Annotated in this window: 23 protein-coding genes; 12 read left to right on the top strand and 11 right to left on the bottom strand. The window is 69.5% G+C overall.

Translation table 11 applies throughout. From position 1 onward, the window contains the following. Positions 1-114: 114 nt before the first annotated feature. The 3 genes from ACIPEK_RS17535 to ACIPEK_RS17525 all read right to left on the bottom strand — a co-directional run bounded on the left by ACIPEK_RS17535 (position 115) and on the right by ACIPEK_RS17525 (position 4,509). Positions 115-2,961: an FtsX-like permease family protein gene (locus ACIPEK_RS17535; RefSeq protein ID WP_401996698.1), complete on the bottom strand. Its 2,847-nt coding sequence runs from the start codon at positions 2,959-2,961 to the stop codon at positions 115-117. Beyond that, the gene (locus ACIPEK_RS17530; protein ID WP_401996695.1) at positions 2,958-3,737 is read right to left on the bottom strand and encodes an ABC transporter ATP-binding protein; all 780 of its coding nucleotides are present in this window, start codon (positions 3,735-3,737) and stop codon (positions 2,958-2,960) included. The genes ACIPEK_RS17535 and ACIPEK_RS17530 overlap by 4 nt, the downstream gene beginning before the upstream one ends. Before the next feature lie 157 nt (positions 3,738-3,894). Next, positions 3,895-4,509 carry a PadR family transcriptional regulator gene (locus tag ACIPEK_RS17525; RefSeq protein ID WP_401996692.1) on the bottom strand — a complete coding sequence of 205 codons (615 nt, stop codon included), beginning with the start codon at positions 4,507-4,509 and terminating at the stop codon, positions 3,895-3,897. Between the two features lie 237 nt (positions 4,510-4,746). Between ACIPEK_RS17525 and ACIPEK_RS17520 the strand changes: the two genes are divergently transcribed. Further along, complete coding sequence (locus tag ACIPEK_RS17520; protein WP_401996689.1) at positions 4,747-5,382, top strand: hypothetical protein; 636 nt, start codon at positions 4,747-4,749, stop codon at positions 5,380-5,382. Between the two features lie 148 nt (positions 5,383-5,530). Here ACIPEK_RS17520 and ACIPEK_RS17515 read toward each other — a convergent pair whose 3' ends face one another. Next, positions 5,531-7,177, bottom strand: coding sequence for a protein kinase (locus ACIPEK_RS17515; protein ID WP_401996686.1), 1,647 nt, complete (start codon positions 7,175-7,177; stop codon positions 5,531-5,533). Between the two features lie 295 nt (positions 7,178-7,472). Between ACIPEK_RS17515 and ACIPEK_RS17510 the strand changes: the two genes are divergently transcribed. Beyond that, positions 7,473-9,101: a protein kinase gene (locus tag ACIPEK_RS17510; RefSeq protein ID WP_401996683.1), complete on the top strand. Its 1,629-nt coding sequence runs from the start codon at positions 7,473-7,475 to the stop codon at positions 9,099-9,101. Between the two features lie 25 nt (positions 9,102-9,126). Here the strand turns inward: ACIPEK_RS17510 and ACIPEK_RS17505 are convergent, their stop codons facing one another. The 3 genes from ACIPEK_RS17505 to ACIPEK_RS17495 form a co-directional block, all read right to left on the bottom strand. Continuing rightward, the gene (locus tag ACIPEK_RS17505) at positions 9,127-10,119 is read right to left on the bottom strand and encodes a phosphotransferase (protein ID WP_383070019.1); all 993 of its coding nucleotides are present in this window, start codon (positions 10,117-10,119) and stop codon (positions 9,127-9,129) included. A gap of 126 nt (positions 10,120-10,245) precedes the next feature. Beyond that, on the bottom strand, positions 10,246-10,674 hold the full coding sequence (locus ACIPEK_RS17500; protein ID WP_401996680.1) for a pyridoxamine 5'-phosphate oxidase family protein: 429 nt from the start codon (positions 10,672-10,674) through the stop codon (positions 10,246-10,248). 134 nt (positions 10,675-10,808) lie between these two features. Continuing rightward, positions 10,809-11,468, bottom strand: a complete 660-nt coding sequence (locus ACIPEK_RS17495) for a response regulator (RefSeq protein WP_401996894.1) — start codon at positions 11,466-11,468, stop codon at positions 10,809-10,811. A 340-nt stretch (positions 11,469-11,808) separates the two neighbouring features. Here ACIPEK_RS17495 and pdhA point away from each other — a divergent pair, with 340 nt between their 5' ends. From pdhA to ACIPEK_RS17480, 3 genes are read left to right on the top strand one after another with little or no spacing between them, the layout of a single operon-like run. Beyond that, entirely contained in the window at positions 11,809-12,993 is a 1,185-nt protein-coding gene (pdhA, locus tag ACIPEK_RS17490) for a pyruvate dehydrogenase (acetyl-transferring) E1 component subunit alpha (RefSeq protein ID WP_401996677.1), read from the top strand. A gap of 2 nt (positions 12,994-12,995) precedes the next feature. After that, positions 12,996-13,976: an alpha-ketoacid dehydrogenase subunit beta gene (locus tag ACIPEK_RS17485; RefSeq protein ID WP_114245456.1), complete on the top strand. Its 981-nt coding sequence runs from the start codon at positions 12,996-12,998 to the stop codon at positions 13,974-13,976. Positions 13,977-13,986: 10 nt separating this feature from the next. After that, the gene (locus tag ACIPEK_RS17480; RefSeq protein ID WP_401996673.1) at positions 13,987-15,387 is read left to right on the top strand and encodes a dihydrolipoamide acetyltransferase family protein; all 1,401 of its coding nucleotides are present in this window, start codon (positions 13,987-13,989) and stop codon (positions 15,385-15,387) included. Here the strand turns inward: ACIPEK_RS17480 and ACIPEK_RS17475 are convergent. Then, complete coding sequence (locus ACIPEK_RS17475; RefSeq protein WP_401996670.1) at positions 15,374-15,880, bottom strand: ATP-binding protein; 507 nt, start codon at positions 15,878-15,880, stop codon at positions 15,374-15,376. The genes ACIPEK_RS17480 and ACIPEK_RS17475 overlap by 14 nt on opposite strands. 253 nt (positions 15,881-16,133) lie before the next feature. On the opposite strand from ACIPEK_RS17475, the gene ACIPEK_RS17470 reads away from it, so the two are divergent. The 3 genes from ACIPEK_RS17470 (at position 16,134) to ACIPEK_RS17460 (ending at position 17,756) form a co-directional block, all read left to right on the top strand. Continuing rightward, positions 16,134-17,015 (top strand): helix-turn-helix domain-containing protein, encoded by an 882-nt coding sequence (locus tag ACIPEK_RS17470; protein WP_401996667.1) that lies wholly within the window; start codon positions 16,134-16,136, stop codon positions 17,013-17,015. A 5-nt stretch (positions 17,016-17,020) separates the two neighbouring features. Beyond that, entirely contained in the window at positions 17,021-17,209 is a 189-nt protein-coding gene (locus ACIPEK_RS17465) for a DUF397 domain-containing protein (protein ID WP_401996664.1), read from the top strand. Positions 17,210-17,366: 157 nt separating this feature from the next. Further along, entirely contained in the window at positions 17,367-17,756 is a 390-nt protein-coding gene (locus ACIPEK_RS17460) for a VOC family protein (RefSeq protein WP_401996661.1), read from the top strand. A gap of 150 nt (positions 17,757-17,906) precedes the next feature. Here the strand turns inward: ACIPEK_RS17460 and ACIPEK_RS17455 are convergent, their stop codons facing one another. Beyond that, complete coding sequence (locus ACIPEK_RS17455) at positions 17,907-18,806, bottom strand: D-alanyl-D-alanine carboxypeptidase family protein (RefSeq protein ID WP_383069835.1); 900 nt, start codon at positions 18,804-18,806, stop codon at positions 17,907-17,909. Positions 18,807-19,242: 436 nt separating this feature from the next. On the opposite strand from ACIPEK_RS17455, the gene ACIPEK_RS17450 reads away from it, so the two are divergent. Next, positions 19,243-19,950 (top strand): GntR family transcriptional regulator, encoded by a 708-nt coding sequence (locus tag ACIPEK_RS17450; RefSeq protein ID WP_401996657.1) that lies wholly within the window; start codon positions 19,243-19,245, stop codon positions 19,948-19,950. Beyond that, positions 19,947-21,257, top strand: coding sequence for a nitrate/nitrite transporter (locus tag ACIPEK_RS17445; protein ID WP_401996654.1), 1,311 nt, complete (start codon positions 19,947-19,949; stop codon positions 21,255-21,257). The genes ACIPEK_RS17450 and ACIPEK_RS17445 overlap by 4 nt, the downstream gene beginning before the upstream one ends. Before the next feature lie 82 nt (positions 21,258-21,339). Here ACIPEK_RS17445 and ACIPEK_RS17440 read toward each other — a convergent pair whose 3' ends face one another. Next, positions 21,340-22,164 (bottom strand): maleylpyruvate isomerase family mycothiol-dependent enzyme, encoded by an 825-nt coding sequence (locus ACIPEK_RS17440; RefSeq protein WP_383069841.1) that lies wholly within the window; start codon positions 22,162-22,164, stop codon positions 21,340-21,342. A gap of 170 nt (positions 22,165-22,334) precedes the next feature. Here ACIPEK_RS17440 and ACIPEK_RS17435 point away from each other — a divergent pair, with 170 nt between their 5' ends. After that, complete coding sequence (locus ACIPEK_RS17435; protein WP_401996651.1) at positions 22,335-23,135, top strand: carbon-nitrogen family hydrolase; 801 nt, start codon at positions 22,335-22,337, stop codon at positions 23,133-23,135. A 96-nt stretch (positions 23,136-23,231) separates the two neighbouring features. Here the strand turns inward: ACIPEK_RS17435 and ACIPEK_RS17430 are convergent, their stop codons facing one another. Then, complete coding sequence (locus tag ACIPEK_RS17430; protein WP_401996648.1) at positions 23,232-23,723, bottom strand: LURP-one-related/scramblase family protein; 492 nt, start codon at positions 23,721-23,723, stop codon at positions 23,232-23,234. Positions 23,724-23,787: 64 nt separating this feature from the next. Here ACIPEK_RS17430 and ACIPEK_RS17425 point away from each other — a divergent pair, with 64 nt between their 5' ends. Beyond that, a complete protein-coding gene (locus ACIPEK_RS17425; RefSeq protein ID WP_401996645.1) occupies positions 23,788-25,614 on the top strand; it encodes an NHL domain-containing thioredoxin family protein in 1,827 nt (608 codons plus the stop codon). Positions 25,615-25,637: the final 23 nt, after the last annotated feature.

Genomic DNA, 25,637 nt, shown 5'->3' with positions numbered 1-25,637 from the left:
CATTGTCTCGCACACCTGCCGTACAACACGGTGGTGCCCCCGTAAACGGTTGATCCACCGTTTTCGAGGGCACCAAATCAGCCGGTCAGGCCACTGACCGCACCGCCCGCGTCATCATCCGGCCCGTCGTGCCAGCGCCAGGCGCGAGCGCGTGAGCGCCGCCGCGAGCACCCCGGCCAGCAGCGGAATGCACACGACGAGCAGACCGATGGTCGTCCAGGGCAGCACGATCGGCGTGTACGCCGACTGCGTGGGATCGAGCCGCATCGTCTTCAGCGCTTCCCGCAGGTCGACGAGGCGCAGCGCCACCGCGGGCACCAGGCCTGCCAGCGTGCCGAGAACCACACCCGTGAGCGCCACCACCACGCACTGGAAGCCGGACAGCTTCCGCCGCACGCCCGGTGGCGCGCCCACCGCGCTCAGGGTGTTGAGGTCGGCCTCCGCGTCCGCCTTGGCGAGGCCCGTCGTGATCGCGGCCGCGCCCAGGGTCACCACCCCGGCGAACAGGGTCAGGATCAGCAGTACGGTGTTGTCCTGCCGGCCGGGGCCGTGATCGGACTGCACCCACATTCCGCCGCCGGCCTGCGCGATGGCACCGGAAACCCGCTGGTCCTCGGCGTTCGTCGGGGCATGGGCGACGGCATACACGCTTCCGGCCGCCCTGGTGTGCAGGCCGAGCCGCGCCGCGGTCCGCTTCGGAAGAATCATGCGGATTCCGGGGGTGGCGGCGTACTTGGCGGGGGCCACGTACACCTTCAGCTTGTCCACGGTGGTCCGCGCCTTGCCCGGGTGCTGCTTCCAGTTCTTCTTGTCCTTCTCGCTGTATTGGTGGACCGCCTTGACGGTGACCTCGCCGTTCTCCGCGTACACCGGGTTGAGCAGTACCGGTGTGCCCGCGGCCAGCGCCTCGGCGGCCGCGGGGTCGTCGAGCTTCACATACGTGTCGAGCAGGGCCGCGTCCGCGACGACGATGTTGCTCTCGTCCGTGTTGAAGAGACCCGATGTCATCCGGTCGTTCAGGCAGGCGGGGGAACGCATCAGCTTCTTGTGTTCGTCGGCGGAGAGTCGCGCGGCAAGTTCCTTGGCCCCCTTGCGGGTGAGCGGACAACTGTGTGCTTTGCCGCCGGGCTTGATCAGTTCCAGCGTGCCGCAGTGGTTCTCCTCGTAGGAGTTGCAGTCGCTGCCCGCCCAGACCCGTCGGAAGTCCGCGTGTCCGCCGGTGACGGCCATGTTCCGCTCCACGGCCGTCCGAGCCAGCGGGAGCCGCTCGGCCGACTCCTCGTCGAAGGACGAGACGACGATGGTTCCCTCGGTGAGCGAGGGGGCGTAGTTGTACTCGTACTCGGCCGAGTAGCTGGACATGTAGGTGGCGATGCCCACCGAACCCGCGACGGCCGCCATCACCGCGGCGACGGCGGGAGCGGTACGACCGCGGTTGCGGGCCGCGTCGCGCAGCGCCATCCGGGGCGAGAGAGGCAGCCTCCTGCCGAGCCGCCCGAGGAAGCCGACGATCACCGGGATGCAGGCGAGCAGCCCGAGTTCGGCGACCATCGAGCCGCCGGCGACCAGTGTCGAATTCCCGCTGGTGCCCCCGTAGAGGGCGATCGCGGCACCGAAGGCCAGCACGCAGGCGCCCAGGACGGGCAGCACCCGTGAGGAGCGGCGGACGCCGCGTCGTCCGGTGAGCGACTCCAGTACGGACTGCCGACTCGCCACGATCGCCGGGGCGAACGCTGCCAGCAAACCGGTGATCAGGCCGATCGCGGCGATGAGCAGCAACTCCAGCGGCGGCATCGAGAGAGAGCCGAACCGGTGTCCGGCCCAGTTCTCGATCAGGGGCTGGAGGGCCGCGGTGAGCCCGAGGCCGACCGCGACACCCGCCACCGCTCCGATGCCACCGAGCACCAGACCGCCACCGAGCACCACGGCCCTGATGTGGCGCCTGTCTCCGCCGCAGGTGCCGAGAAGGCCGAGCTGGCGGCGGGAACGGCGTGCGCCGACCGCGAAGGCCGGCCCGGCGAGCAGCACGATCTCCAGGACCGCCATGGCGATCACGGTGACGAGTGCAGTGCTGAGCTCTCCGGAGCCGCTGTCGGCGATCTGCGGGTTCCTGGCCATCAGCGGGACCTCGGAGTCCGGCGGCGGGTCGAGGGCGACCTGCCGGGACGTGACGAGCACGCCCGACTTGTTGGCCTCCATGATGTGCGGCCAGGTCACACCCACCCCTGCGGGGCCTTTGACCAGCCAGTCCGTGGACCCGGCGTTCGGCGGAAGCACCTTCTTGTCGCGGTCGGCGCTGTCCTTCCATGGCGCGATGACCGCACCGGGGTCGGCGTAGAGAGCCTCGGTCTTCAGCTCGCTGGGCAGCTCGACCACACCGGTGATGGTGTATGTCCGGCCGGAGTTGCGCACGGTGGTGGTCGAGCCGACGTGCAGTCCGGTCGCCTTCAGGAACGGCCCGGTGGCGGCCATCTCGCCCTTGCCGTGCGGGTAGGCGCCGCGCACGAGGTCGATCTTGCCGCGGGCCATCGTGTCCGACGTCCGGATCTCGACGATGTCGGTGTTCGTGACGCCGTACCGGGTGGTGACACTCGCCGGGACGGACTGGATGCTGATCGCCCGCGAACCCTTGGGGAACGTCGTCCTGATGTCGAGCGGGTCGCCGTCTTCCACGGGCGGTGCGTCGTCCACGCCCATGTAGATGTGGCTCACCGCTCCATCGGGGAGTTGCTCGATGGGCCCCATCATCTCGTCGCTGAACAGTGCGTCGGCGGAGCCCATATTGCTGGTCAGCTGCTCGGCGACGGTCGGCGCCATGCTGCGGTACGTCACATCGAGGGCCGTGACGCCGAGCACCGGTATCGCGATCATCGCGACCACCAGGGCGCTACGGCCCTTGGCGCGCATCGCGTCGCGCCTGGCTATGCGGAGGGAGGCGCGCCAGCCCGTGAAGAGGCTCACTTGGCGCCCTCGGCGGCCAGCAGTGAGTCGGCGCCGTCGGTGAGCGACTGGTCGACGATCGAACCGTCCCGGAGGAACACGACCCGGTCCGCCCAGGCGGCGTACCGCGGCTCGTGTGTCACCATCACCCCGGCCGCACCCTGGTCGCACCGGTTGCGCAGCAGGGCGAGGACGGCCTCACCGGTCTCGGAGTCGAGTGCCCCGGTCGGTTCGTCGGCGAGCACCAGGCGCCGGTCCCCCACCAGCGCGCGGGCGATCGCGACGCGCTGCTGCTGGCCGCCGGACATCTCGTCCGGGAACCGGTCGGCGATCTCCAGGAGCTTCAACTCCTCCAGCGCCGCCCGCGCCTCCTTGCGGGCCTTGCGCACGGAGACCCCGTCGAGCTCGCGCGGCAGGGCGATGTTCTCGGCCGCGGTCAGCGCCGGGATCAGGTTGTAGTCCTGGAAGACATAGCCGACGCTGCGGCGGCGCAGCGCGGCGACGCCCTTGCGGCCGAGGCCGGCGATGTCCTGGCCCTCGATGATGACCTGGCCGCTGGTCGCGGTGTCGAGACCGCCCGCGATGGTCAGCAGGGTGGACTTGCCGGAGCCGGAGGGGCCCATCACGGCGACGAGTTCCCCCGTGTGCACGGAGAGGTCGATGCCACGCAGGGCGTGCACCTCGGCGATGCCGGTGCCGTGGGTGCGGGTGAGCGCTCGGAGTTCGAGCACCGGTGCGTCGACCGGCAGCGGCGAACCGGACGAGGACGCGGATCGGGACGGGGCGCGCGAGGACATGGTGGGTGGTTCCCCCTTGGAACGGGTCTGTGGGACCGGCGCCGGACACCGAAGCGGTTCGTGGCCGGTGCCGGGTGCGTACGCGGCAGTCCGTCGTCGGCGCCCGGTGCGCACGTGGATTGTCTGAGGGCAGTGCCGGTTTCCGGGTGGTCGGTGGTCAGCGCCGGGTGCGTGGGCGGGCGGTACGGGCCGGGGCGCGGCTGGCCGTACGTACCTCGGGCTCCGGCTCCGTGGCGGCGGCCTCGGCGAGGCGGACCAGCCGGGACTCGCAGTGATCCAGCCAGCGGGCCTCGGCCTCCGCCTGGAAGATCAGCTGCTCGACTACGAGCAGCCAGGCGACCTCGTCGCGGTTGGCCGGGACATCGGCGAGGGCCTGCGCCTTGAGGCGGGTGTAGTCCTGCATCGCCTTCACGGTGTGGCGGCGCTGGGACTGGATGACGGCCCGGATGTCGACCCCGGGCGCGCCGACCGCCATGGCGAGCTTGATGGCCAGCTCGTCGCGGGGCGGGTTGCTGCGGTCGACGGGCGTCTCGAACCAGTTCCGCAGCTCGGTGCGGCCGTCGTCGGTGATCGCGTAGAGGGCGTGCCCCTGGTCGTCCTCGTCGTCCTGGGCGACCAGGCCGTCGCGCTCCAGCCGGCTCAGCGTCGTGTACACCTGGCCGACGTTGAGCGGCCAGGTGGAGCCGGTGCGCGACTCGAATTCGGTACGGAGCTGGGAGCCGTATCGGGGCCCCCGCTCCAGTAGGGCCAGTAGCCCGTGGCGGATCGACATACTGAGTATGTATACCGAGTATGTTGTTCGATGCAAGCCTCGGCCGGAGCGTGTGGGAGCTGGTGGGAGGTCTGCGGGTCGTCTCAGTTCGGGCGGCGTAAACGGAATGCCAGGAAGCCCAGCCCCAGTCCTATCAGTGCGATTCCCGCGCCCAGCGACACCCGCTGCACCCGCTGTACCCGCTGCACGGACGGCCCGTCGAGGGCCTGTGGAGCGAGCCGGCCGGCCTCGGGGGACGTGCTCGCCGCCGGTGTCGCGGCGTTCACCGGCGCCGGGTCGGTCGCCGCAGGCCGCGCGTCGGGCTCGTCGAACGAACTGTCCGCGGGGGTGAGCTCCGACGACGGGAGCTGCCGCCCGGGCCGCAGCCGCCCCTCCCCGGCCTCGCGCCCGGCGAGCGGGGGCTGCGCTTCGGGAGGCGGCGACCCGGCGTTCGCGGCGGCGGAGGGGGGCGAGGCCGAGGGGGAGCCGGAGGCCTGGGAGGAGGGCGGAGAGGACGCCGGAGGGGATGCCGGAGGTGCGGGGGCGGCCGAAGCACTCCCCGAGGGAATGGTCGTCGGTACGGTCGAAGCACTCCCCGAGGAAGTGGTCGTCGGTACGGTCGAAGCACTCCCCGAGGGAGTGGTCGTCGGTACGGCCGAAGGAGTGGCCGAACCCTTGCCTGACGGTTCGACACGGGGGGTGGTGGAAGGCGGGGCGGAAGGTCCGGCCGATGCGGTCGTGGGCGGCGTCACCGAGGCGCTCACCGCCCCCGGCGTCCTGCCGGGGGCGCGCCGGTCCGCGTGCGCCACGCCAGTTGCGCCCCCCAGTGCCGCGCCCGCCGTCAATATGAAGCAGGCCGCACACCTTGTGGACCGTGAGGGGAGAAGTCCTTGAGCCATGCGGTCAGCGTCACATGTGACGATATGTCCGGCATCTCGGATGTGTGGTGACCCCAGGAGGTGCCGTCACGCGTATGAGGGCCGGGCAGCCCGCCCTCACATGTACCGGGCCGTCACTTCCGTGTACCCGCGTACGCCTCGGGTCAGGCCGGATCGCCCGTCGCGATGCGCAGCTCGAAGTGGGCGCCCTTCTGGTCCACGGCCGTTCCGGAGGTGGGGAACTGGTCGATGACCTGGTCCTCCGCGTAGGCGTTTCCCGGCACCTTGATCGGCTTGATGGTCCAGCCCGCCGCGTCCGCGCACGCCTTCGCCGAGAGGATGTCCTTGTAGAGGAAGCTCGGTGCGGTGACCTTGCTCGGGTCGTCGCTGTCCTCTATCGGGTCCGTGCAGTCCTCGGTCTTCATCGTCCGGTTCCGCTCCGGATCCTTGTGCTCGCTCGCGGCCGGCGATTCACTCGCGGAGTTGTTGTCGTCCGTACCCGGGTCGTCCTTCAGCGAGAGCACCGTGATCAGCCCGCCGATCGCGATCAGCGCGACCACGATCGAGCCCACGATCACCGGCATGTTCCGCTTGGAGCCGCCCGCGCCGGAGCCGGAGTGCGTCTGCGGCGCGATCGTGTAGGGCGGCGGCGTCTGCTGCTGCATCGGGGACATCGGCGCCTGGCTCTGGTACGCCGGAGCCGACTGCGGATAGCCGTACGACGGAGCGGGCGCCGGGGTCGGCGGACCGTACGGCCCCGACTGGGCGCCCGACTGGTACGGGCCCGGCTGGTACGGCGTCTGGACGTTCTGCGGCGCCGGGGTGGACTGGTCGACCGGCGGGAAGACCGCCGAGCCGACGCCCGATCCGCTGTTCGACGGTGCGCCGCCGCCCGCGACGATCACCGGGGCGCCCGTCTGCCCGCTCGCGTTCAGCACGCGCGCAATCTCGTCCTGCATCGCCGCGGCGCTCGGGAAGCGCTCGTTCGGGTTCTTCTTCAGTGCGCGGGCGACGAGTGCGTCCATCGCCGGGGTGATCGACCGGTTGATGGTGGAGGGCGCGACAGGCTCCTCCTGGACGTGCGCGTACGCGATGGCGAGCGGCGAGTCCGCGTCGAACGGGATGCGTCCGGTCAGCAGCTGGAACAGCATGATGCCGACCGAGTACAGGTCGGAGCGCGCGTCCACCCCGCGGCCCAGGGCCTGCTCGGGGGAGAGGTACTGCGGGGTGCCGACGACCATGCCGGTCTGCGTCATCGATGTGACGCCCGACTGCATGGCGCGGGCGATGCCGAAGTCCATGACCTTCACGACACCGCGCTTGGTCACCATCACGTTGCCGGGCTTGATGTCGCGGTGGACCAGGCCCATCTCGTGGCTGGTGTCCAGCGCGGCCAGTACGTCGGACGTCACCTTGAGCGCCCTGTCGGCCGGCATCGCACCGTAATTCCGGATGTCCGCCTGGAGCACGGAGCCGAGCGGCTGCCCCTCCACGTACTCCATGACGATGTACGGCATCAGCGCTCCGCCGAGCTCGTCCTCGCCGGTGTCGAAGACCGAGACGATGTTGGTGTGCTGCAATTTGGCAACGGCCTGCGCCTCGCGCCGGAACCGCTCACGGAAGGACTGCTCGCGGCCCAGCTCCGTGTGCAGCGTCTTGATCGCGACCTGGCGGTCCAGTGCGGAGTCGTACGCCAGATATACGGACGCCATCCCGCCCTCGCCGAGCAGGTCGCGAAGCTGGTACCGGCCGCCGGCGACCGAACCGCCCGCATAGCGCCCCTGAGCGCCGTGTGCGCCGTCCTGGCTCATGACTTGCTTCCCCCTCGGCGCGCGACTGACGCGATGATCCCTATTTACGCGCCAAGTCTGCCCGAGGGGTACGACACGTCAAGCCAGGTGCCCGTTCCGTGACCCTACGCACAAGAAGCGTCTCGGAAGCGTTACAGGAACCGCATGGAATTTGCGCGCGCGGCACGCCGGCCGGTTGGATGACCCGTCCCTCTCGGAAACGGTGTGTCCGGCAAAGGCTGTAGCGTGACGTGGCAATGCAGCTAGACACCGTGAGAACCCGCGGACGCGCGGACAGATACGACGGCGAGGACTGATGGCACCCGATTCCGAAGCAAACGGCGGCGGAGTTTCGGATGGCACCGACTCCTGGGGCATCGGCGGCGTCGTCGGTGACGGACGCTACCGGATGACCCACCGGCTCGGCCGGGGCGGCATGGCGGAGGTCTTCGCGGCCGAGGACGTAAGGCTGGGACGTACGGTCGCGGTCAAGCTCCTGCGTTCCGATCTCGCCGAGGACCCGGTCTCCAAGGCCCGGTTCACGCGCGAGGCACAGTCGGTCGCGGGCCTCAACCACCATGCGATCGTCGCCGTGTACGACTCCGGCGAGGACGTCGTGGGCGGCCAGACCGTCCCCTACATCGTGATGGAGCTCGTCGAGGGCCGCACCATCCGCGATCTGCTGCTCAATGCCGAGGCCCCGCCGCCCGAGCAGGCGCTGATCATCGTCTCGGGGGTACTGGAAGCCCTCGCGTACTCGCACCAGCACGGCATCGTGCACCGTGACATCAAGCCCGCCAACGTGATCATCACGGACTCGGGTGCGGTCAAGGTGATGGACTTCGGCATCGCCCGTGCGCTGCACGGCGCGCAGTCGACGATGACGCAGACCGGCATGGTCATGGGCACGCCGCAGTACCTCTCCCCCGAGCAGGCGCTGGGCAAGGCCGTCGACCACCGCTCCGACCTCTACGCCACCGGCTGCCTGCTGTACGAACTCCTCGCGCTGCGGCCCCCGTTCACGGGTGAGACGCCGCTCTCCGTGGTGTATCAGCACGTACAGGACATTCCGGTCCCGCCGTCCGAGGTCCTGGACGCGGTGCCGCCGGAGCTGGACGGGCTGGTCATGCGCTCGCTCGCGAAGGACCCGGACGACCGGTTCCAGAGCGCCGAGGAGATGCGCGGCCTCATCCAGTACGGCCTGCAGATGCTTCAGGTGCAGGGCGGCCACACGGGTACGTGGAACACCGGCCCGGTCGCGATGCACGAACGCGGACACACCCCGGCCATGGGCATCGCCGGGGGCACGATGGCGATGGGCCACCCGCAGCACGGGGACACCTCGCAGGGCCCGATCCTGCCGCCGATGAACCCCGACGACGGTGGCTACGAAGGCGGACACCAGGGCGGTGGCGGCCGCGGCAAGCTGTGGCTGTTCGTCGTGCTCGCGCTGATCGCGATCGGGGCCGGTGTCGCCATCGCCGTCAGCGCGGCGAACAGCAACGACAACCAGCAGGAGAAGACGCCCACGAAGACCTCCAGCTCGCCGTCCGAGTCGGAGAGTTCGCCCTCGCCGAGCGACGAGCAGAGCGAGCAGAGCCAGGAGCCGGAGAACTCCACCGGCAACCAGCAGGACACCCCGCCGCAGCAGCCCTACACCCCGCCGGTCGAACCGAGCAAGTCGTCCGAGCCGCCGCCGACCAAGCCGTCCACACCGGCCACAGGCGGCAGCACCGACGCAGGCACGGGTGCGGCCGACGGCGGTACGGGTGCGGCCGATGGCGGTACGGGTGCGGCCGATGGCGGTACGGGTGCGGCCGATGGCGGTACGGGTGCGGCCGATGGCGGTACGGGTGCGGCCGATGGCGGTACCGGTGGCGCCGCCACCGGGGCCACCACCGGCACGTCCGCGGGGGCCGGGGCCACCACGGCGGGCACCCCTTAACCCGGACGGCCCGCACGGGGCGGCCTCACCCTGTGAACGCCTCGCACACCGCCTCGTACTCGCGCGTCCACCAGACCGCCAGGGCCGACACCGCAGGGAACTGCGGGTCGGCCCTTCGGTCGTGCAGGCAGTACCGCCAGCGCAGTATCCAGAAGTCGTTGAGCCGCTCCCACCACACCCGGTGCACCGCCGCGGCCAGTTCCGCCGCCCCCGCCCCGGCCGCCCGCCGGTAGGCCCCCGCGTACGCCCGTACCTTCTCCAGCTCCAGCTTCCCGGCCGGCTGCACGAAGAAGATCGCCGCGGCCCGTACCGCCTCCTCCGCGCGCGGCTGGACCCCCAGCCGGTCCCAGTCGAGGATCGCGACCGGGTCCGTGCCCCGGTAGAGGACGTTCAGCGGGTGGAAGTCGCCGTGCACCCAGCCGGTGGCCGGGATGCCGGGGGTGGGCGGCCTGCGGTCGGCGTGCTGTTCCAGCAGGGTGCGCCGCTCCAGGAGACGGTGCTCGGCCAGCTCGTCGAAGGAGTCCCGGGGGTGGCGCCCGCGCGCGGCCGCCAGCAGGTCGTCGATCAGCGCGAAGGTGTCGGCGGGGTCGGGGCTCCGGTAGCCGCCGGACCGCCCTGCGAGTCCCGTGCCCGCCTCCATGACCTGTTCGAGCCCGGTGTGCACGGCCCCGAGCAGCGCTCCGAGCCGCTGTGACTGGGCTGCGGTGAGCTGGGCGCCGGCCCGGTGCAGTCCGTCGACCCAGGGGTGCAGGGCGTAGCACCGGCCGCCGATCTCCGCGACCGTGTCGCCCTCGGTGTCCTCCACGGGCGGCGCGACGGGCACGCCGAGTGACTGCAGCCGCTGGGTGGCGCGGTGCTGGCGGACGATCGTGGCGCGGTCGCCGGTGGAGTCGTCGAGGTGATGCTTGAGGAAGTAGGAACCGCGGGTGGTGGAGACGCGGTAGCCGTGATTGAGCAGGCCCTGGGTGACGGGCTTGCAGGTGAGGGGCTCACCGGCATCCGGGTAGCGGCGCAGCACCTCGTCCACCGGAGGAACGGGCGGACGGGGCACGGCCGAACGGGGCGCGGACGGGCACAGCACCTCGCCGGCCGGCGGAGCGGACGGAAGAGTTACAGATGAGCGCGGCACTCGCCAGATGTTAGATCACGCTGCGTTGCGGATCAGTTGACTTGCGTGGAAGCCCAGAGTGTGCACGGAGACGAAGTGCGGGTCGACCCCGAGGTAGGCAGGGGCGAAGGGCTCCCCGTTCACCTGGTCGGGCGCGGCGCCGAAGCGCTCCCGCTGTTCGGGGGTCGGGTACACGATCTCGGCGGGGCCGGTGAACTGCACGGACCACAGCTCGCCGTCGTCCCCCGAGGGCGCGGCGTTGAAGTTGTCCGCTCCGTACGCCACGACCGTGCCGTCGCAGGCCTCGTGGTAGCCGAGGCCGCTGTGCATCCGCAGGACGACATGGCCGTCGGCCACGATGTGGCGGGCCACCGCCAGTATCGGGAGGGCCCGCATGCTCGTCGCCAGCCGGCCGTACTGGACGCGGCCGAGCAGTCCGATCGCGTGGAGTTCCTCAGAGGGCATGTTCTCCACTCTCCGCCACCGGGGAGGCCGTAAAAAGAGGCCGCGGCCCCAGGTGGTCCGGGACCAAAGTCCCGAAAGATCACCGAGGACCGCAGCCGCTCCGTGCACGTCCCGGCCCTGTCACCACGCGGCGCTCAGCCCTTCTCCGCCTGCAGCCTGGCCACGTACGCGGCGGCCTGCGAGCGCCGTTCCATGCCCAGCTTGGAGAGCAGACTGGAGACATAATTCTTGATCGTCTTCTCGGCGAGGTGCAGCCGCTCACCGATCACCCGGTTCGTCAGCCCCTCCCCGATCAGATCGAGGATCTTGCGCTCCTGATCGGTGAGACCGGCGAGCTTGTCGTCACCCCGGCCCTTCTTGCCGTCGCGCAGCCGCTCCAGCACCCGGGCGGTCGCCACCGGGTCCAGCAGCGACTTCCCGGCCGCCACGTCCCGTACCGCGTTCAGCAGTTCGTTGCCGCGGATCGCCTTCAGCACATATCCCGACGCGCCCGCCATGATCGCGTCGAAGAGCGCCTCGTCATCGGCGTACGAGGTCAGCATCAGGCATTTGATGTTCTCGTCCTGGGAACGGATCTCCCGGCAGACCTCCACCCCGCTCCCGTCCGGCAACCGCACATCGAGCACCGCCACATCGGGCCGGGTCGCCGGGATGCGGACCAGTGCGTCCGCCGCCGTGCCGGCCTCGCCGACGACCTCGATGTCGTCCTCGACCGAGAGCAATTCATGGACTCCGCGCCGGACGACTTCGTGGTCGTCCAGCAGAAAAACAGTGATTTTTCCTTGTTCGCGCACAAAACGCAGTCTCACACACTCGCCTCTTCCCTGCCGCCGAACGGCGGGATAACGTGCCGTTGTTCCGGCGGCCTGCAAGGCTGTTCCCAGTGCTGTGACCAGCGAGAGTTCCCGACTTTTTCGATTTACTTGGAAATCCAAGCAAAATCGCAGGTCAGATGGGGTTTCGCAGTTATGCGGCGTACTGGGTAACGTGCTTTTGGCAGGGCGCTCGCCGGGGCACCTGTCACGCCTGTTCCCGGACCGAGCGGCACCCACCCCGTGCACGGGTACGGACACAGGCGAGCCGCACTGGCTTCCCGGCAGACCCCGGGGGCCGGACCGACGGAGGAGCACGCACGTGACCGTGGAGAGCACTGCCGCGAGCAAACCGCGACGCAGCAGTAAGCGGACCAGCGCCGTGAAAACGCCCGCTAAGACGTCCGCCAAGACGTCCGCCAAGACGCCGCAGACTTCCGAGCCCGAGCTCGTACAGCTGCTGACGCCCGAGGGTGAGCGGGTGGAGCATCCGGACTACCAGATCGACCTGACCGCCGAAGAGTTGCGCGGTCTGTACCGGGACATGGTCCTGACCCGCCGCTTCGATGCCGAGGCCACCGCCCTGCAGCGCCAGGGCGAGCTGGGCCTGTGGGCCTCGCTGCTCGGCCAGGAGGCCGCCCAGATCGGCTCCGGCCGGGCCCTGCGCGACGACGACTACGTCTTCCCGACCTACCGCGAGCACGGCGTCGCCTGGTGCCGGGGCGTCGACCCGACCAATCTGCTCGGGATGTTCCGCGGTGTGAACCACGGTGGCTGGGACCCGAACACCAACAACTTCCACCTGTACACGATCGTCATCGGCTCGCAGACCCTGCACGCCACCGGCTACGCCATGGGCGTCGCCAAGGACGGCGCGGACTCGGCCGTGATCGCGTACTTCGGCGACGGTGCCTCCAGCCAGGGCGACGTCGCCGAGTCCTTCACCTTCTCCGCGGTCTACAACGCCCCGGTCGTCTTCTTCTGCCAGAACAACCAGTGGGCGATCTCCGAGCCGACCGAGAAGCAGACCCGCGTCCCGCTCTACCAGCGCGCGCAGGGCTTCGGCTTCCCCGGCGTCCGGGTCGACGGCAACGACGTACTCGCCTGTCTGGCCGTCACCAGGTCGGCGCTGGAGCGGGCCCGTCGGGGGGAGGGGCCCACGCTCGTCGAGGCGTTCACCTACCGCATGGGCGCGCACACCACCTCCGACGACCCGACGAAGTACCGGGCGGACGAGGAGCGGGCCTCCTGGGAGGCCAAGGACCCGATCCTGCGGCTGCGTACCCACCTGGAGAAGCAGCAGGCCGCCGACGAGGCATTCTTCACCGCGCTGGAGGAGGAGAGCGAAGCCCTCGGCAAGCGGGTGCGTGAGGCGGTACGGGCGATGCCCGATCCGGACCCGATGGCGATCTTCGACCACGCCTACGCCGACGGGAATCCGCTCGTCGACGAGGAGCGTGCCCAGTTCGCCGCCTACCAGGCATCGTTCGCCGAGGAGGGCAACTAGCCATGGCCATGGAAAAGATGTCCATTGCGAAGGCTCTCAACGAGTCGCTGCGCAAGGCCCTCGACACCGACCCCAAGGTCCTCATCATGGGTGAGGACGTCGGCAAGCTGGGCGGGGTCTTCCGGATCACCGACGGACTTCAGAAGGACTTCGGCGAGGACCGGGTGATCGACACCCCGCTCGCCGAGTCCGGCATCGTCGGTACGGCGATCGGCCTGGCCCTGCGCGGCTACCGGCCCATCGTGGAGATCCAGTTCGACGGCTTCGTCTTCCCCGCGTACGACCAGATCGTCACGCAGCTCGCGAAGATGCACGCCCGGGCGCTCGGCAAGATCAAGCTGCCGGTCGTCGTGCGGATTCCGTACGGCGGCGGCATCGGCGCCGTCGAGCACCACAGCGAGTCCCCCGAGGCCCTGTTCGCGCACGTCGCGGGCCTGAAGGTGGTCTCGCCCTCGAACGCGAGCGACGCCTACTGGATGATGCAGCAGGCCGTCCAGAGCGACGACCCGATCATCTTCTTCGAGCCGAAGCGCCGCTACTGGGACAAGGGTGAGGTCGAGACCGACTCCATCCCCGGCCCGCTGCACCGGGCCTCGGTGGCGCGTACGGGCTCCGACCTCACGCTCGTCGCGTACGGCCCGATGGTGAAGGTCTGCCTGGAAGCGGCCGCGGCCGCCCAGGAGGAGGGCAAGTCGATCGAGGTCCTGGACCTGCGCTCGATGTCCCCGATCGACTTCGACACCATCCAGACCTCGGTCGAGAAGACCGGCCGGCTCGTCGTGGTCCACGAGGCGCCGGTGTTCTACGGCTCCGGCGCCGAGATCGCCGCCCGGATCACCGAGCGTTGCTTCTACCACCTGGAAGCACCGGTGCTCAGGGTCGGCGGCTATCACGCCCCGTACCCGCCGGCGCGGCTGGAGGACGAGTACCTGCCGGGTCTCGACCGTGTGCTCGACGCCGTCGACCGCTCGCTGGCGTACTGAGGACTGGGGCGTGACAACGATGAACGACACTTCCAACGCTGCTCGCTTCCGTGAGTTCAAGATGCCCGATGTGGGCGAGGGACTGACCGAGGCCGAGATCCTCAAGTGGTACGTACAGCCCGGCGACACCGTCACCGACGGCCAGGTCGTGTGCGAGGTCGAGACGGCCAAGGCGGCCGTGGAGCTGCCGATTCCGTACGACGGGGTGGTGCACGAGCTGCGCTTTCCCGAGGGCACGACCGTCGACGTCGGCCAGGTGATCATCGCGGTGGACGTGGCGCCGGGCAGCGGTGACGCGGCCCCGGCTCCTGAGCCGGCCGCGCAGCCGGAACCGGAGCCCGAGGCTCCCAAGGGCCGTCAGCCCGTCCTGGTGGGGTACGGCGTCGCCGAGACCTCCACGAAGCGGCGCGCCCGCAAGGGGACCAAGACGGCTGTACCCGCAGCGGCGGCCGCGATCCAGGGCGAGATGAACGGCCACAGCGCCGTGGCCGTTCGGGAGAGCCGGCCGCTCGCCAAGCCGCCGGTGCGCAAGCTGGCCAAGGACCTGGGCATCGACCTGGCGACGGTCGTCCCGACCGGCGAGGGCGGCATCATCACCCGCGAGGACGTGCACGCGGCGGCCACGCCCGTACCGGCACAGGCCCCGGCGCCGGTCGCGGCGGAGGCCGCCCCCGCTCCCGAGGCGCCGGCCGTCGTCACCACGGTGGGCGCCCGCGAGACCCGCATCCCGGTCAAGGGTGTACGGAAGGCCATCGCCCAGGCGATGGTGGGCAGCGCCTTCACGGCTCCGCACGTCACCGAGTTCGTCACCGTCGATGTGACGCGCACGATGAAGCTGGTGGCGGAGCTCAAGGAAGACAAGGACATGGCGGGGGTCCGGGTCAACCCGCTCCTGATCATCGCCAAGGCGCTCCTCGTCGCGATCAGGCGCAACCCGGACGTCAACTCCGCCTGGGACGAGGCGAACCAGGAGATCGTGCGCAAGCACTACGTCAACCTGGGCATCGCCGCCGCCACCCCGCGCGGTCTGATCGTGCCGAACATCAAGGACGCGCACGACAAGACCCTGCCGGAGCTCGCGGCGGCGCTGGGCGAGCTGGTCTCCACGGCACGTGAGGGCAGGACGTCCCCCGCGGCCATGGCGGGCGGCACGGTGACGATCACCAACGTCGGTGTCTTCGGCGTCGACACGGGGACGCCGATCCTGAACCCGGGCGAGTCCGCGATCCTCGCGGTCGGTGCGATCAAGCTCCAGCCGTGGGTCCACAAGGGCAAGGTGAAGCCACGTCAGGTCACCACGCTGGCCCTCTCGTTCGACCACCGCCTGGTCGACGGCGAGCTCGGCTCCAAGGTCCTGGCGGATGTCGCCGCGATCCTGGAGCAGCCGAAGCGGCTCATCACCTGGGCGTAGGGGTTTTAGCGGTACGTGTACGAGGTGGGCCCGCGCGGAGTTCGCGCGGGCCCACCGGCGCGTCCGGCCCTTGCCGTACGGCGAGTTCGGCGAAGACGGTCTTGCCGACGGTGCGTGGCTCGACGCCCCAGTGGTCCGCGATCCGCGCGACGATCACGAGGCCCCGCCCGTAGCACTCGTCGGCCTCGGCCTCACGCAGGCCGGGCAGCCGCTCGCCGCGTGCATCGCTCACCGCGATACGGAGCGTGGTCGCGGTGAGCGTGAGGTGGACGCGGAAGAGGCGGCCCCGGATGGCGCCGTGCAGTAACGCGTTGGTCGCCAACTCGCTGACCAGCAAGGCCGCGTCGCCGGCCAGGCCCGGATGCCCCCACTCCCGAACGAGCCGCGCGGTGCGGCGCCGGGAGAAGGAGACGCTGCGGGCGGTGGGGGTGTAGTCGAGCCGGTCCTCTCGGAGAACGGGCTCGGGGGCGGGGATCTCCTGGGCTGGGGTCATGGATGCGTGCCTCCGTGGGGTGCGGGCGGTGGCGATGCCGCGCCTGCGGTGGGCCGGGGCCTGGTTCGGTTCCGGTGCGGGGCAGGGCGGTGCACTTCCGCCGGTTTCGGCTCCGCTGTGCGAGCGGTGGAACACCGACGGTAGCGGTGTGATTGCGTGTACAGCAATAAGTTCGGGCAGAAAGTTCTCTGCCCTAGTTGGTGTTCGAGGAGAATGAGTCCGAGACTTGGGCGACTCGGCGGAAGGATGCGACGTGGCAGGTAACAGCCCTGATCGGGGCCGGACGGTTTCGACTGTGCTCGGGCGCCGTCTCGGTGGGGAGTTGCTGCGCATGCGCGAGGGGCGCTCCCTGCGGCAATCGCACGCTGCGGAGGCGCTGACGGCGTCGGTTGCCAAGGTTGCGAAGATCGAGCGAGGCCTCGTACCGATACGGGACCCCGACATCAGGGCCTTGTGCCACCTGTACGGCGAGGTTGACGCCGATTTCATCGATAGGTTGCTGGCACTCGCCAAGACCGACCGCGAACGACGCAAGGCAAGTGGTTGGTGGAATCAGTACCCGGGACTTCAGTCTATGGCCGAGTACGTGGCTCTGGAGGACATCGCAACCAGCCTTCGCACCTGGCAAGTCGCCATCGTGCCCGGACTGTTGCAGACCCCGGACTACGCCAGAGCGCTCGCCGTGGGAAACGGGTCCTGGGAGGACCCCGACGAGATCGAACCCTTCGTCGAGTCCCGGATGGCGCGGCAGGCGCGGTTGAGTGGCGACCGACCGCTTGAGCTGCGGGTGGTGGTGCACGAAGGCGCCCTGCGTCAGTTGGTTGGCGGACGCGAGGTGATGAGGAAACAGCTCGGCAGGCTGCTGGACGTGGCGCGGCAGCCGAACGTGAAGCTTCAGGTGATGCCGTACATCGCGGGTGCTCACCCCGGCATGACAAGCGCCTTCACCATCGTGTCTTTCGCTGAACCAGGAGCGCTCGACGTGGTTCACATGGATACGACCTCGACCACTCTCTGGCTGGAGAGCGATACTGATGCCGAGCGCCACGGCAGCCTTTTCGACCGCATCTCGCGTCTGGGGCTTGCGCAACACACCTCGGTCAGACTCATCAACGCCATCCTCAGGGAGCTGTAAACCGCGTGCCCGGGTACAAGTTCGTCAAGTCCAGCTACAGCGGTGGCAACGCGGGCCAGGAGTGCGTCGAGGTCGCCCGCAACATCCCCCGCACCGTAGCCGTCCGTGACTCCAAGCGGCCCGACGGCCCCGTCATTGTGCTCGGCCCCGCCGCCTGGGACACCTTCCGGGCGGGGCTGGTGGGGTCGGACTGAACCGGAACGGCGAGCAACTCCCCAAAGGGGAGGCGTCGATATCGGTTCACCCTCTGCGATCGCACGGCACAGAAGCGTTGGCAAGGGCAATCCGCTGGCCAACGCACGAATCCTCACCGGGAATTGGACTGCGGAGGCTCGCTGTTAGGCTGATCCGATGGCATCGGTCAAGAAGTTCCAAGTCACCTTCGACTGCGCAGAACCCGGGCGCGTCGCTCGTTTTTGGTGCGAGGTGTTGGGGTACGTCGTAACGCTGCCTTCTGAGGGTCAGGATTCATGGGCTGTGTGCTCCGATCCCACGGGTGAGGGCCCGCGCATGTATTTCCAGCGCGTTCCCGAAGGCAAGGTCGCCAAGAACAGGGTGCACGTCGATGTGAGGGCCGGCACCGGGCTCGTGGGTGCGGAGCGGCTGGCCGTGCTTGAGGCCGAACGCGATCGGCTGGTGGCGCTCGGCGCGGTGTGCACGAACGTGCTGTATGCCGACGAGAACAACGAGTCGTGCATCAATATGCAGGACGTCGAGGGCAACGAGTTCTGTCTCGACTGAGCGCCCTCCGGGACGGCGAGGTGGGGAGCCGTCCTCGGACGGCAGGCCCCAGGGGCGTCCAGGAATTTCAGGGGGCCGGGGAGGCCCCGTGGCAGCGAGAGGGGGCCCGCGTGGTGCGAGCCCCCTCTGTGCGTGCGTTGCCGGGCCGGACTACTTCTTGAAGGAGTAGTCCATGATCTTCTTCATGTCCGCGGAACGGGTGGTAGCGCTCGTGGAGGACAGAACGGTGCCGATGACCGTCTTGCCGTTGCGGGTCGCGGCGAAGACCAGGCAGTACTTGGCCGTCGGGCCGGAACCGGTCTTCACGCCGATGGCGCCGCTGTAGCTGCTGAGCATCGCGTTGGTGTTGGACCACGACATGTAGCGGTAGCCACCGCTCTTCGTGGTGACCTTCTGCTTGGTCGACTTGGTCTTCACGACCGTGCGGAACGTGGAGTTCTTCATCGCGCTGCTGGCGATCTTCGTCAGGTCGCGCGGCGTCGAGTAGTTCGAGCCGTTCCCTATGCCGTCGAACGAGTCGAAGTGGGTGTTCTTCAGCCCGAGGGACTTGGCCTGGGCGTTCATCTTGCCGACGAACGACTTCACGCGGGCCGCGCGGGTGGTGCCGGAGCCGAACTTGTCGGCCAGCGCGTACGCGGCGTCGCAGCCGGACGGCAGCATCAGGCCGTACAGCAGCTGGCGGACGGTGACCTTGTCGCCCACGATCAGGCGGGCCGACGAGGCCCCCTTGGAGACGATGTAGTCGCTGTACGCCTTCTGGATCGTGACCTTGGAATCCAGGTTGAGATTCTTCTGGGACAGGACGACCTTGGCGGTCATGATCTTGGTGGTGGATCCGGTGGAGCGACGGGTGTCCGCGGCCTTGGTGAACAGGGTCTTCGCGGTGCCGTTGTTCATCACGTAACCGCCCTTGGCGGTGATCGTGGGGGTGGGCGGCGTGGCGGCCTGCGCCGTGGAGGCGAACACGCTGCCCGCGATGACGGCACCCGCGGTGAGGGCCACGGTGGCAGTGGCCGAAACGCGGTTTATGCCCTTAATGCCAATTTTCAACTTGAACGCTCCAAATGCCCCTGGAATGCGGCCACATGAGGGTGCCGCTCGGTGGTGAGACTCATGAGGCCGGGGGAAGGATGTGCTGATTCCTGAGGCAATTTCGGAGCTAAGGCCGACCGGCAAATGGGGGGTGGGAGAAGGAGCGGGGCTGGGTGCGTGCAGCTGCAAGGCGGAGGAGGAAAACAACGCGAATGGGGTCTCCCCTGCTCGAGCGAAGCCGAGAGCTTGGGGAAGTTGATGACCGACGACAGCGCTGGAGGGGCCCCTGGCCCTTAAGGCCTTGGGGGAGTGTGTGCCCAGCCCCGCGACGCCGCCCCCCCATATGCCGGTCGGCCTGAGGGTGGTTCCGGGTCACGGGGCGGCGCACATCCCGAACCTGTCCGGATCCCGGACGGGTTTCATCATGCACACATGTTGTATCTATGCTGTGTACATGCCTGCCGCACCCCCAGCCGTGAAGCCCCCTGCGAAGTCCGCTGCGCAGTCGACCGTGAAGTCTTCCGTCAAGCAGCCCCCCGCCGCCGAGCGCGTCTACGCCCATATCAAGGAGGCGGTCCTGGGCCGCCGCTACGAAGGCGGCACGCTCCTCACCGAAGGTGATCTCGCGGAGGCCGTCGGTGTCTCCCGTACGCCCGTGCGTGAAGCGCTGCTGCGGCTGGAGGTCGAGGGGCTGATCAAGCTGTATCCGAAGAAGGGTGCCCTTGTTCTCGCCGTCTCCGCGCAGGAGATCGCGGATGTGGTGGAGACCCGGCTGCTCGTCGAGGAGTTCGCGGCCCGCAAGGCCGTTCCCGCCTCCGCGCAGTTGATCGGACGGCTCGAGGAACTTCTTGAGGAGCAGCGGCAGTTGGCCGAGGCCGGGGACCTGGCCGCCGTGTCCGTGAAGGACCGCTGCTTCCACGCAGAGATCGTGCGCAACGCGGGCAACGACATTCTCTCGCGCCTCTACGACCAGCTGCGCGACCGGCAGTTGCGGATGGGCGTCGCCGTGATGGAGGCGCACCCGGGCAGGATCGCCGCCAACATCACCGAGCACGGTGAGCTGCTGGAAGCGATCAGGTCCGGTGACGCGGACGGTGCCGCACAGGTCGTGCGGCGTCATGTCAGCCGGGTCAAGGTGCTGGTCAGAGGTGAGGACCGGTGAGTTCTGCCGCCGCTCCCACCCTGTCCCTGCCCGGAGATCCACCCGGCGGCCGGCGTGCCGCGTGGGTCTGGGGCATCGGTGTCGCCGTCTACTTCGTCGCCATCATCTTCCGTACCAGCCTGGGTGTTGCCGGACTGGACGCCGCCGACCGGTTCCACGTCAACGCCTCCGCGCTCTCCACGTTCTCCATCCTTCAGCTGCTCGTCTACGCGGGCATGCAGATACCCGTCGGCCTGATGGTCGACCGGCTCGGCACCAAGAAGGTCCTCACCCTCGGGGCCGTTCTGTTCACCCTGGGGCAGCTCGGTTTCGCACTCTCCCCCTCGTACGGCATGGCGCTGGCGTCCAGGGCGCTGCTCGGCTGCGGCGACGCGATGACCTTCATCAGCGTGCTGCGGCTCGGTGCCCGCTGGTTCCCGGCCCGGCGCGGTCCGCTGATCGGGCAGGTCGCCGCGCTCTTCGGGATGGCGGGCAACCTCGTCTCGACGCTCTTCATCGCGAGGGCCCTGCACGGATTCGGCTGGACCACCACCTTCCTGGGCAGCTCCGCCGCCGGGGTTCTCGTCCTCGTGCTTCTCCTGCTGTTCCTGAAGGACCACCCCGAGGGCCACGAGCCGCCGCCCGTCGAGCACGCGGGCGCCGCCTACGTACGCAAGCAGATTGCCGCCTCCTGGCGAGAGCCCGGCACCCGGCTCGGTATGTGGGTGCACTTCACCACGCAGTTCCCGGCCATGGTGTTCCTGCTGCTGTGGGGGCTGCCGTTCCTGGTGGAGGCGCAGGGGCTGAGCCGGTCCACCGCCGGTGAGCTGCTGACCCTGGTGGTGCTCTCCAACATGGCGTTCGGGCTGGTCTACGGGCAGATCATCGCCCGCCACCACGCGGCCCGCGCCCCGCTGGCCCTCGGGACGGTCACCGTGACGGCCCTGCTCTGGGCGTCGACCATCTTCTACCCGGGCGACCGTGCGCCGATGTGGCTGCTGATCGTCCTGTGCGTGGTGCTCGGAGCGTGCGGTCCCGCCTCGATGATCGGCTTCGACTTCGCACGGCCCGCCAACCCGCCGGAGCGCCAGGGCACCGCCTCGGGCATCGTGAACATGGGCGGCTTCATCGCTTCGATGACCACGCTGTTCGCCGTCGGCGTGCTTCTGGACGCGACCGGCGACAACTACCGGATCGCGTTCGCCTCGGTCTTCGTACTGGAGGCGCTCGGGGTCGTACAGATTCTGCGGCTGCACTCCCGGGCCACGCACCGCGAGCGGGACCACCATGTGATCAGCCGCGTGGAAGCCGTACACGTACCCGCGTAACGCGCCTGTCGCGCCCTGATCGGCGGCGCGCCCGTCCACGCACGACGGGCGCCGCCGACCACGGTGGCGCGGCGCCGTGGCGCTACGGCGTCACGGCGAAGTTCTGCAGGATCGCCTCCGCCAGATCCTGGTCGCCCTCGACCTTGATCCGGTCCGCGACCGCGCCCGCCCGCACCCGCCCGCAGGCGAGGCGGAAGTACGTCTCCCAGTCCAGCGCCAGCGTCACCGCGGGCCCGAGCGACGGCGAACCGTCCACCGAACCACGGCCCTCCGCATCGACCCTGACCGTGCGCAGGAACTCCATCGGCCCGTGCACATCGAGCACGACCGCCGAATTGGCGGGTGCACCCGCGTCCTTGGCGACCACCTTCGGCAGCGCGGCGAGCAGGGTGTCCCGGACGACAGAAGCGCCGGGGGAGTCCAGATTGCCGGGCTGCCCCAGCGTCGCCCGTAGATCCTGCTCATGCACCCAGACGTCGAAGGCCCGCATCCGCAGTGCCAGTTCGAGGGTCTGCTCGGCGCCGAGCGGCGCCCGGACCATGGTCTCGGGGTCACGGGTCTCGTTGCGCAGCTGACGTGCGCGGCGAATGATCGTGTACTCCAGCTCGGAGGTCATCTCCGGCGCGGTGTGGTGGCGCCGCACATCGACCTGCATCTCCATGTAGCGGGCGAAGTCGTTCTGTACATGGTAGAGATCGCGCGGCAGCGTGTGGATCGGACGCGGATCGCCGAGCTGCTCGCACTCCATGCCGATGACGTGCGAGACGATGTCACGCACCGACCAGGCGGGGCACGGCGTACGGCGGTTCCACTCTCCCTCGGCGAGCGGCTTCACCAGCTCGGCTATCGACTCGATGGAGTGGGTCCAGGCATCGGCGTAGGTCTGGAGGCTGGGATGGACGGTCACGGGACCCCTCGTGCGGTTCTGCGGTGCATGGGCTGGAGTGCTGGGCGCGGGCGGTGGGCTGCGTGGGAGGTTCGTTCGCTAAGTTACGCTGCGAGCAGGCACCCCGGCAGTGCTTTCGTGTGACGATCGTAGGCCTGTGTTGACGGCTCGAATGCCAGGACGGTGGTAGTGTGCGCGCCTCCCTCATCCAGATCGCAGTAGACCCGGACGAATCCGTCAATTCCCGTAGGCAACGCGTGGCTTCGCTGATCGCGGCCCAGCGCGGTGCGGATCTGGTGGTTCTTCCCGAACTCTGGCCGGTCGGCGCGTTCGCGTACACCGCCTTCGCGGACGAGGCCGAGCCGCTCCAGGGGCCCACCCACGACATCATGGCGAAGGCCGCAGCCGACGCCGGAGTCTGGCTGCACGCGGGCTCCTTCGTCGAGCGCGCGGCCGACGGCACCCTCTACAACACCGCGCTCGTCTTCACGCCCGAGGGCGAGCGGGCCGCCGCGTACCGCAAGATCCACCGCTTCGGCTTCGACAAGGGCGAGGCGGTCATGATGGGAGCCGGCGAGGAGCTGGTCACGGTCACCCTGCCGCAGACCACCTTGGGCCTCGCCACCTGCTATGACCTGCGCTTCCCGGAAATGTTCCGCGGTCTGGTCGACGCGGGCGCCGAGACGCTGATCGTCGCCGCGGGCTGGCCGGAGCGCCGTCGCGCCCACTGGACGCTGCTGGCCCAGGCCCGCGCCGTCGAGAACCAGTCGTACGTCCTGGCCGTCGGCACCGCGGGCACCCACGCCGGAATCCAGCAGGCCGGACACAGCATCGTCGTCGACCCCTGGGGCGAGGTGCTTGCCGAGGCGGGCGCGGACGAGGAGGTGCTCACCGTGGAGTTCGACCCGTCGAAGGTCGCCGCCACGCGCGAGCAGTTCCCGGCGCTCAAGGACCGGCGGCTGGGGCTGGCGCCGCCCGAGACGGGCGAGTAGGCACGTTTCACGTGAAACCGGGTTCGATGTCATCGCCGGACCCACCCGCTGATCGTTTTGTCCTCAAGTGCCGGACGGGCTTGGTTTTCGAGCCCGTCAGTCCTCGTGCTCCTTGTCCGCGAGCACGAGGACGCACACCGATACGGCGATGAGCAGTGCCGCGTCGGCGTCCTCCCGTACGACATCGATCCCGTACGTGTCCCGGACGGTCAGCCAGCGCCGTGAGATCTGGGCCAGCAGTTCCCCGTCGTAGTCGATGGCGAACTCGCGGTCCAGGATCTTGCCGCTGACATCGAGCTCGGTGCCGTCCACCAGCGTCACCCGGTAGTGGTTGCGCAGCAGCGACAGCCGCTTGCGCTTGATCGTGGCGAGCTGTTCGCCGTCGCGCTCGATGAGCATCGTGTCGCGCAGGCTGAGCAGCTTCTGCCGGATCTCGACCAGGACCCGGCCCTGTGCGTCCTTCAGCTCGAAGGTGTCACGCACCCGCATGGCCTTGCCGTCCACGAGGAACACCTTGCGGCCGTCCGCGTCCTCGATCCAGTAGTCGTCACCGACAGCGAAGAGCCGTTCACGCACCAGGAATCTCATGGCTCACAGGTTCCCCCAAGACCCTCCGGAATGCGTGGGGGCCACGGTGATGTTGACTGTCGACATGGCAACACGTGCGCGCGTCAGGGCCCCCGAGCTGGTCGGCAAGGGCGGCTGGCTCAATACCGGCGACCAGCAGTACACCCTCGCTGACCTGCGAGGGCGCGTCGTCATTCTGGATTTTTGGACGTTCTGCTGTGTGAACTGTCTGCATGTCCTCGATGAGCTGCGCGAGCTGGAGGAGAAGCACCGCGACACCGTCGTGATCATCGGTGTGCACTCGCCGAAGTTCGTCCACGAGGCCGAGCACCAGGCCGTTGTCGACGCCGTCGAGCGGTACGAGGTCCACCACCCGGTCCTCGACGACCCGGAACTGGCGACCTGGAAGCAGTACGCCGTACGGGCCTGGCCCACGCTCGTCGTCATCGACCCCGAGGGTTACATCGTCGCCCAGCACGCGGGCGAGGGCCATGCGCACGCTATCGCGAAGCTGGTCGAGGAGCTGGAGGCCGAGCACGGCGCGAAGGGCACGCTGCGCCGAGGCGACGGCCCCTACGTCGCGCCCGAGCCGGTCGCCACGCATCTGCGTTTCCCGGGCAAGGCCCTGCTCCTGCCCGACGGCGGGTTCCTCGTCTCCGACACCACCCGCCACCGCCTGGTCGAGATCGAACGTGGCGGTGAAACGGTCAGCCGTCACGTCGGTACGGGGGACAGGGGGTTCGCCGACGGCGGGCCCGAGGAGGTCCGGTTCTCCGAGCCGCAGGGGCTGGCCGTGCTGCCCGACGGCCGGATCGCGGTCGCCGACACCGTCAACCACGCCATCCGCGCCCTCGACCTCAGCACCGGGATGACGACGACCCTCGCCGGTACCGGCCGCCAGTGGTGGCAGGGTTCGCCGACGACCGGCCCGGCCCGCGAAGTCGATCTCTCCTCCCCCTGGGACGTCGCCTGGTTCGCGGACCGGCTGTGGATCGCCATGGCGGGCGTGCACCAGCTGTGGACGTACGACCCCGCGACGGAGACCGTGCAGGTCGCGGCGGGCACGACCAATGAGGGCCTGGTCGACGGGCCGGCCGACGAGGCCTGGTTCGCCCAGCCATCGGGGCTCGCCACGTCGGCCGACGGGGAGCGACTGTGGGTCGCCGACTCGGAGACGTCCGCCCTGCGGTACGTCGAGCGCGACGGCACCGGCTTTGCCGTCCGTACGGCCGTCGGCACCGGCCTCTTCGACTTCGGACACCGCGACGGTGCCGCAGATCAGGCCCTGTTCCAGCATCCGCTGGGCGTGACCGCGCTGCCCGACGGGTCCGTCGCCGTGTGCGACACGTACAACCACGCGCTGCGGCGCTACGACCCCGCGAGCGGTGAGGTCACCACCCTGGCCACGGATCTGCGCGAGCCCAGCGACGCCGTGCTGGCCGACGGCGATCTCGTCGTCGTCGAGTCCGCCCGGCACCGGCTGACCCGGCTGCGGCTCCCGGAGGAGGCCGTACGCGTCGCCGGCCAGGCACACCACACGCAGCGCGCGGCCACCGAGATCACCCCGGGCACGCTCCGGCTCGATGTGGTCTTCCAGGCGCCCGCCGGGCAGAAGCTGGACACCCGGTACGGTCCCTCGACCCGCCTGCTGGTCTCGTCGACCCCGCCCGAGCTGCTGGCGGAGGGCTCAGGTCCGGGCACCGATCTCTTCCGCGACCTGGTGCTGGCCGACGGTGTCACCGAGGGGGTCCTGCACGTGTCCGCGATGGCGGCGTCCTGCGACGACGACCCGGCGAACGAGTACCCGGCCTGCCATGTCCACCAACAGGACTGGGGCGTCCCCGTCCGCGTGACCGCGGAAGGAACGCCCCGGCTGCCGCTGGTGCTGGCAGGGATGGACGAGCAGGCCTGACGGCGCGCGGAGCCCCGGACACG

The organism is Streptomyces sp. NPDC088246 (assembly GCF_044741025.1).
Taxonomy (GTDB): Bacteria; Actinomycetota; Actinomycetes; order Streptomycetales; family Streptomycetaceae; genus Streptomyces.
This window is presented reverse-complemented; position numbering and strand designations above follow the sequence as displayed.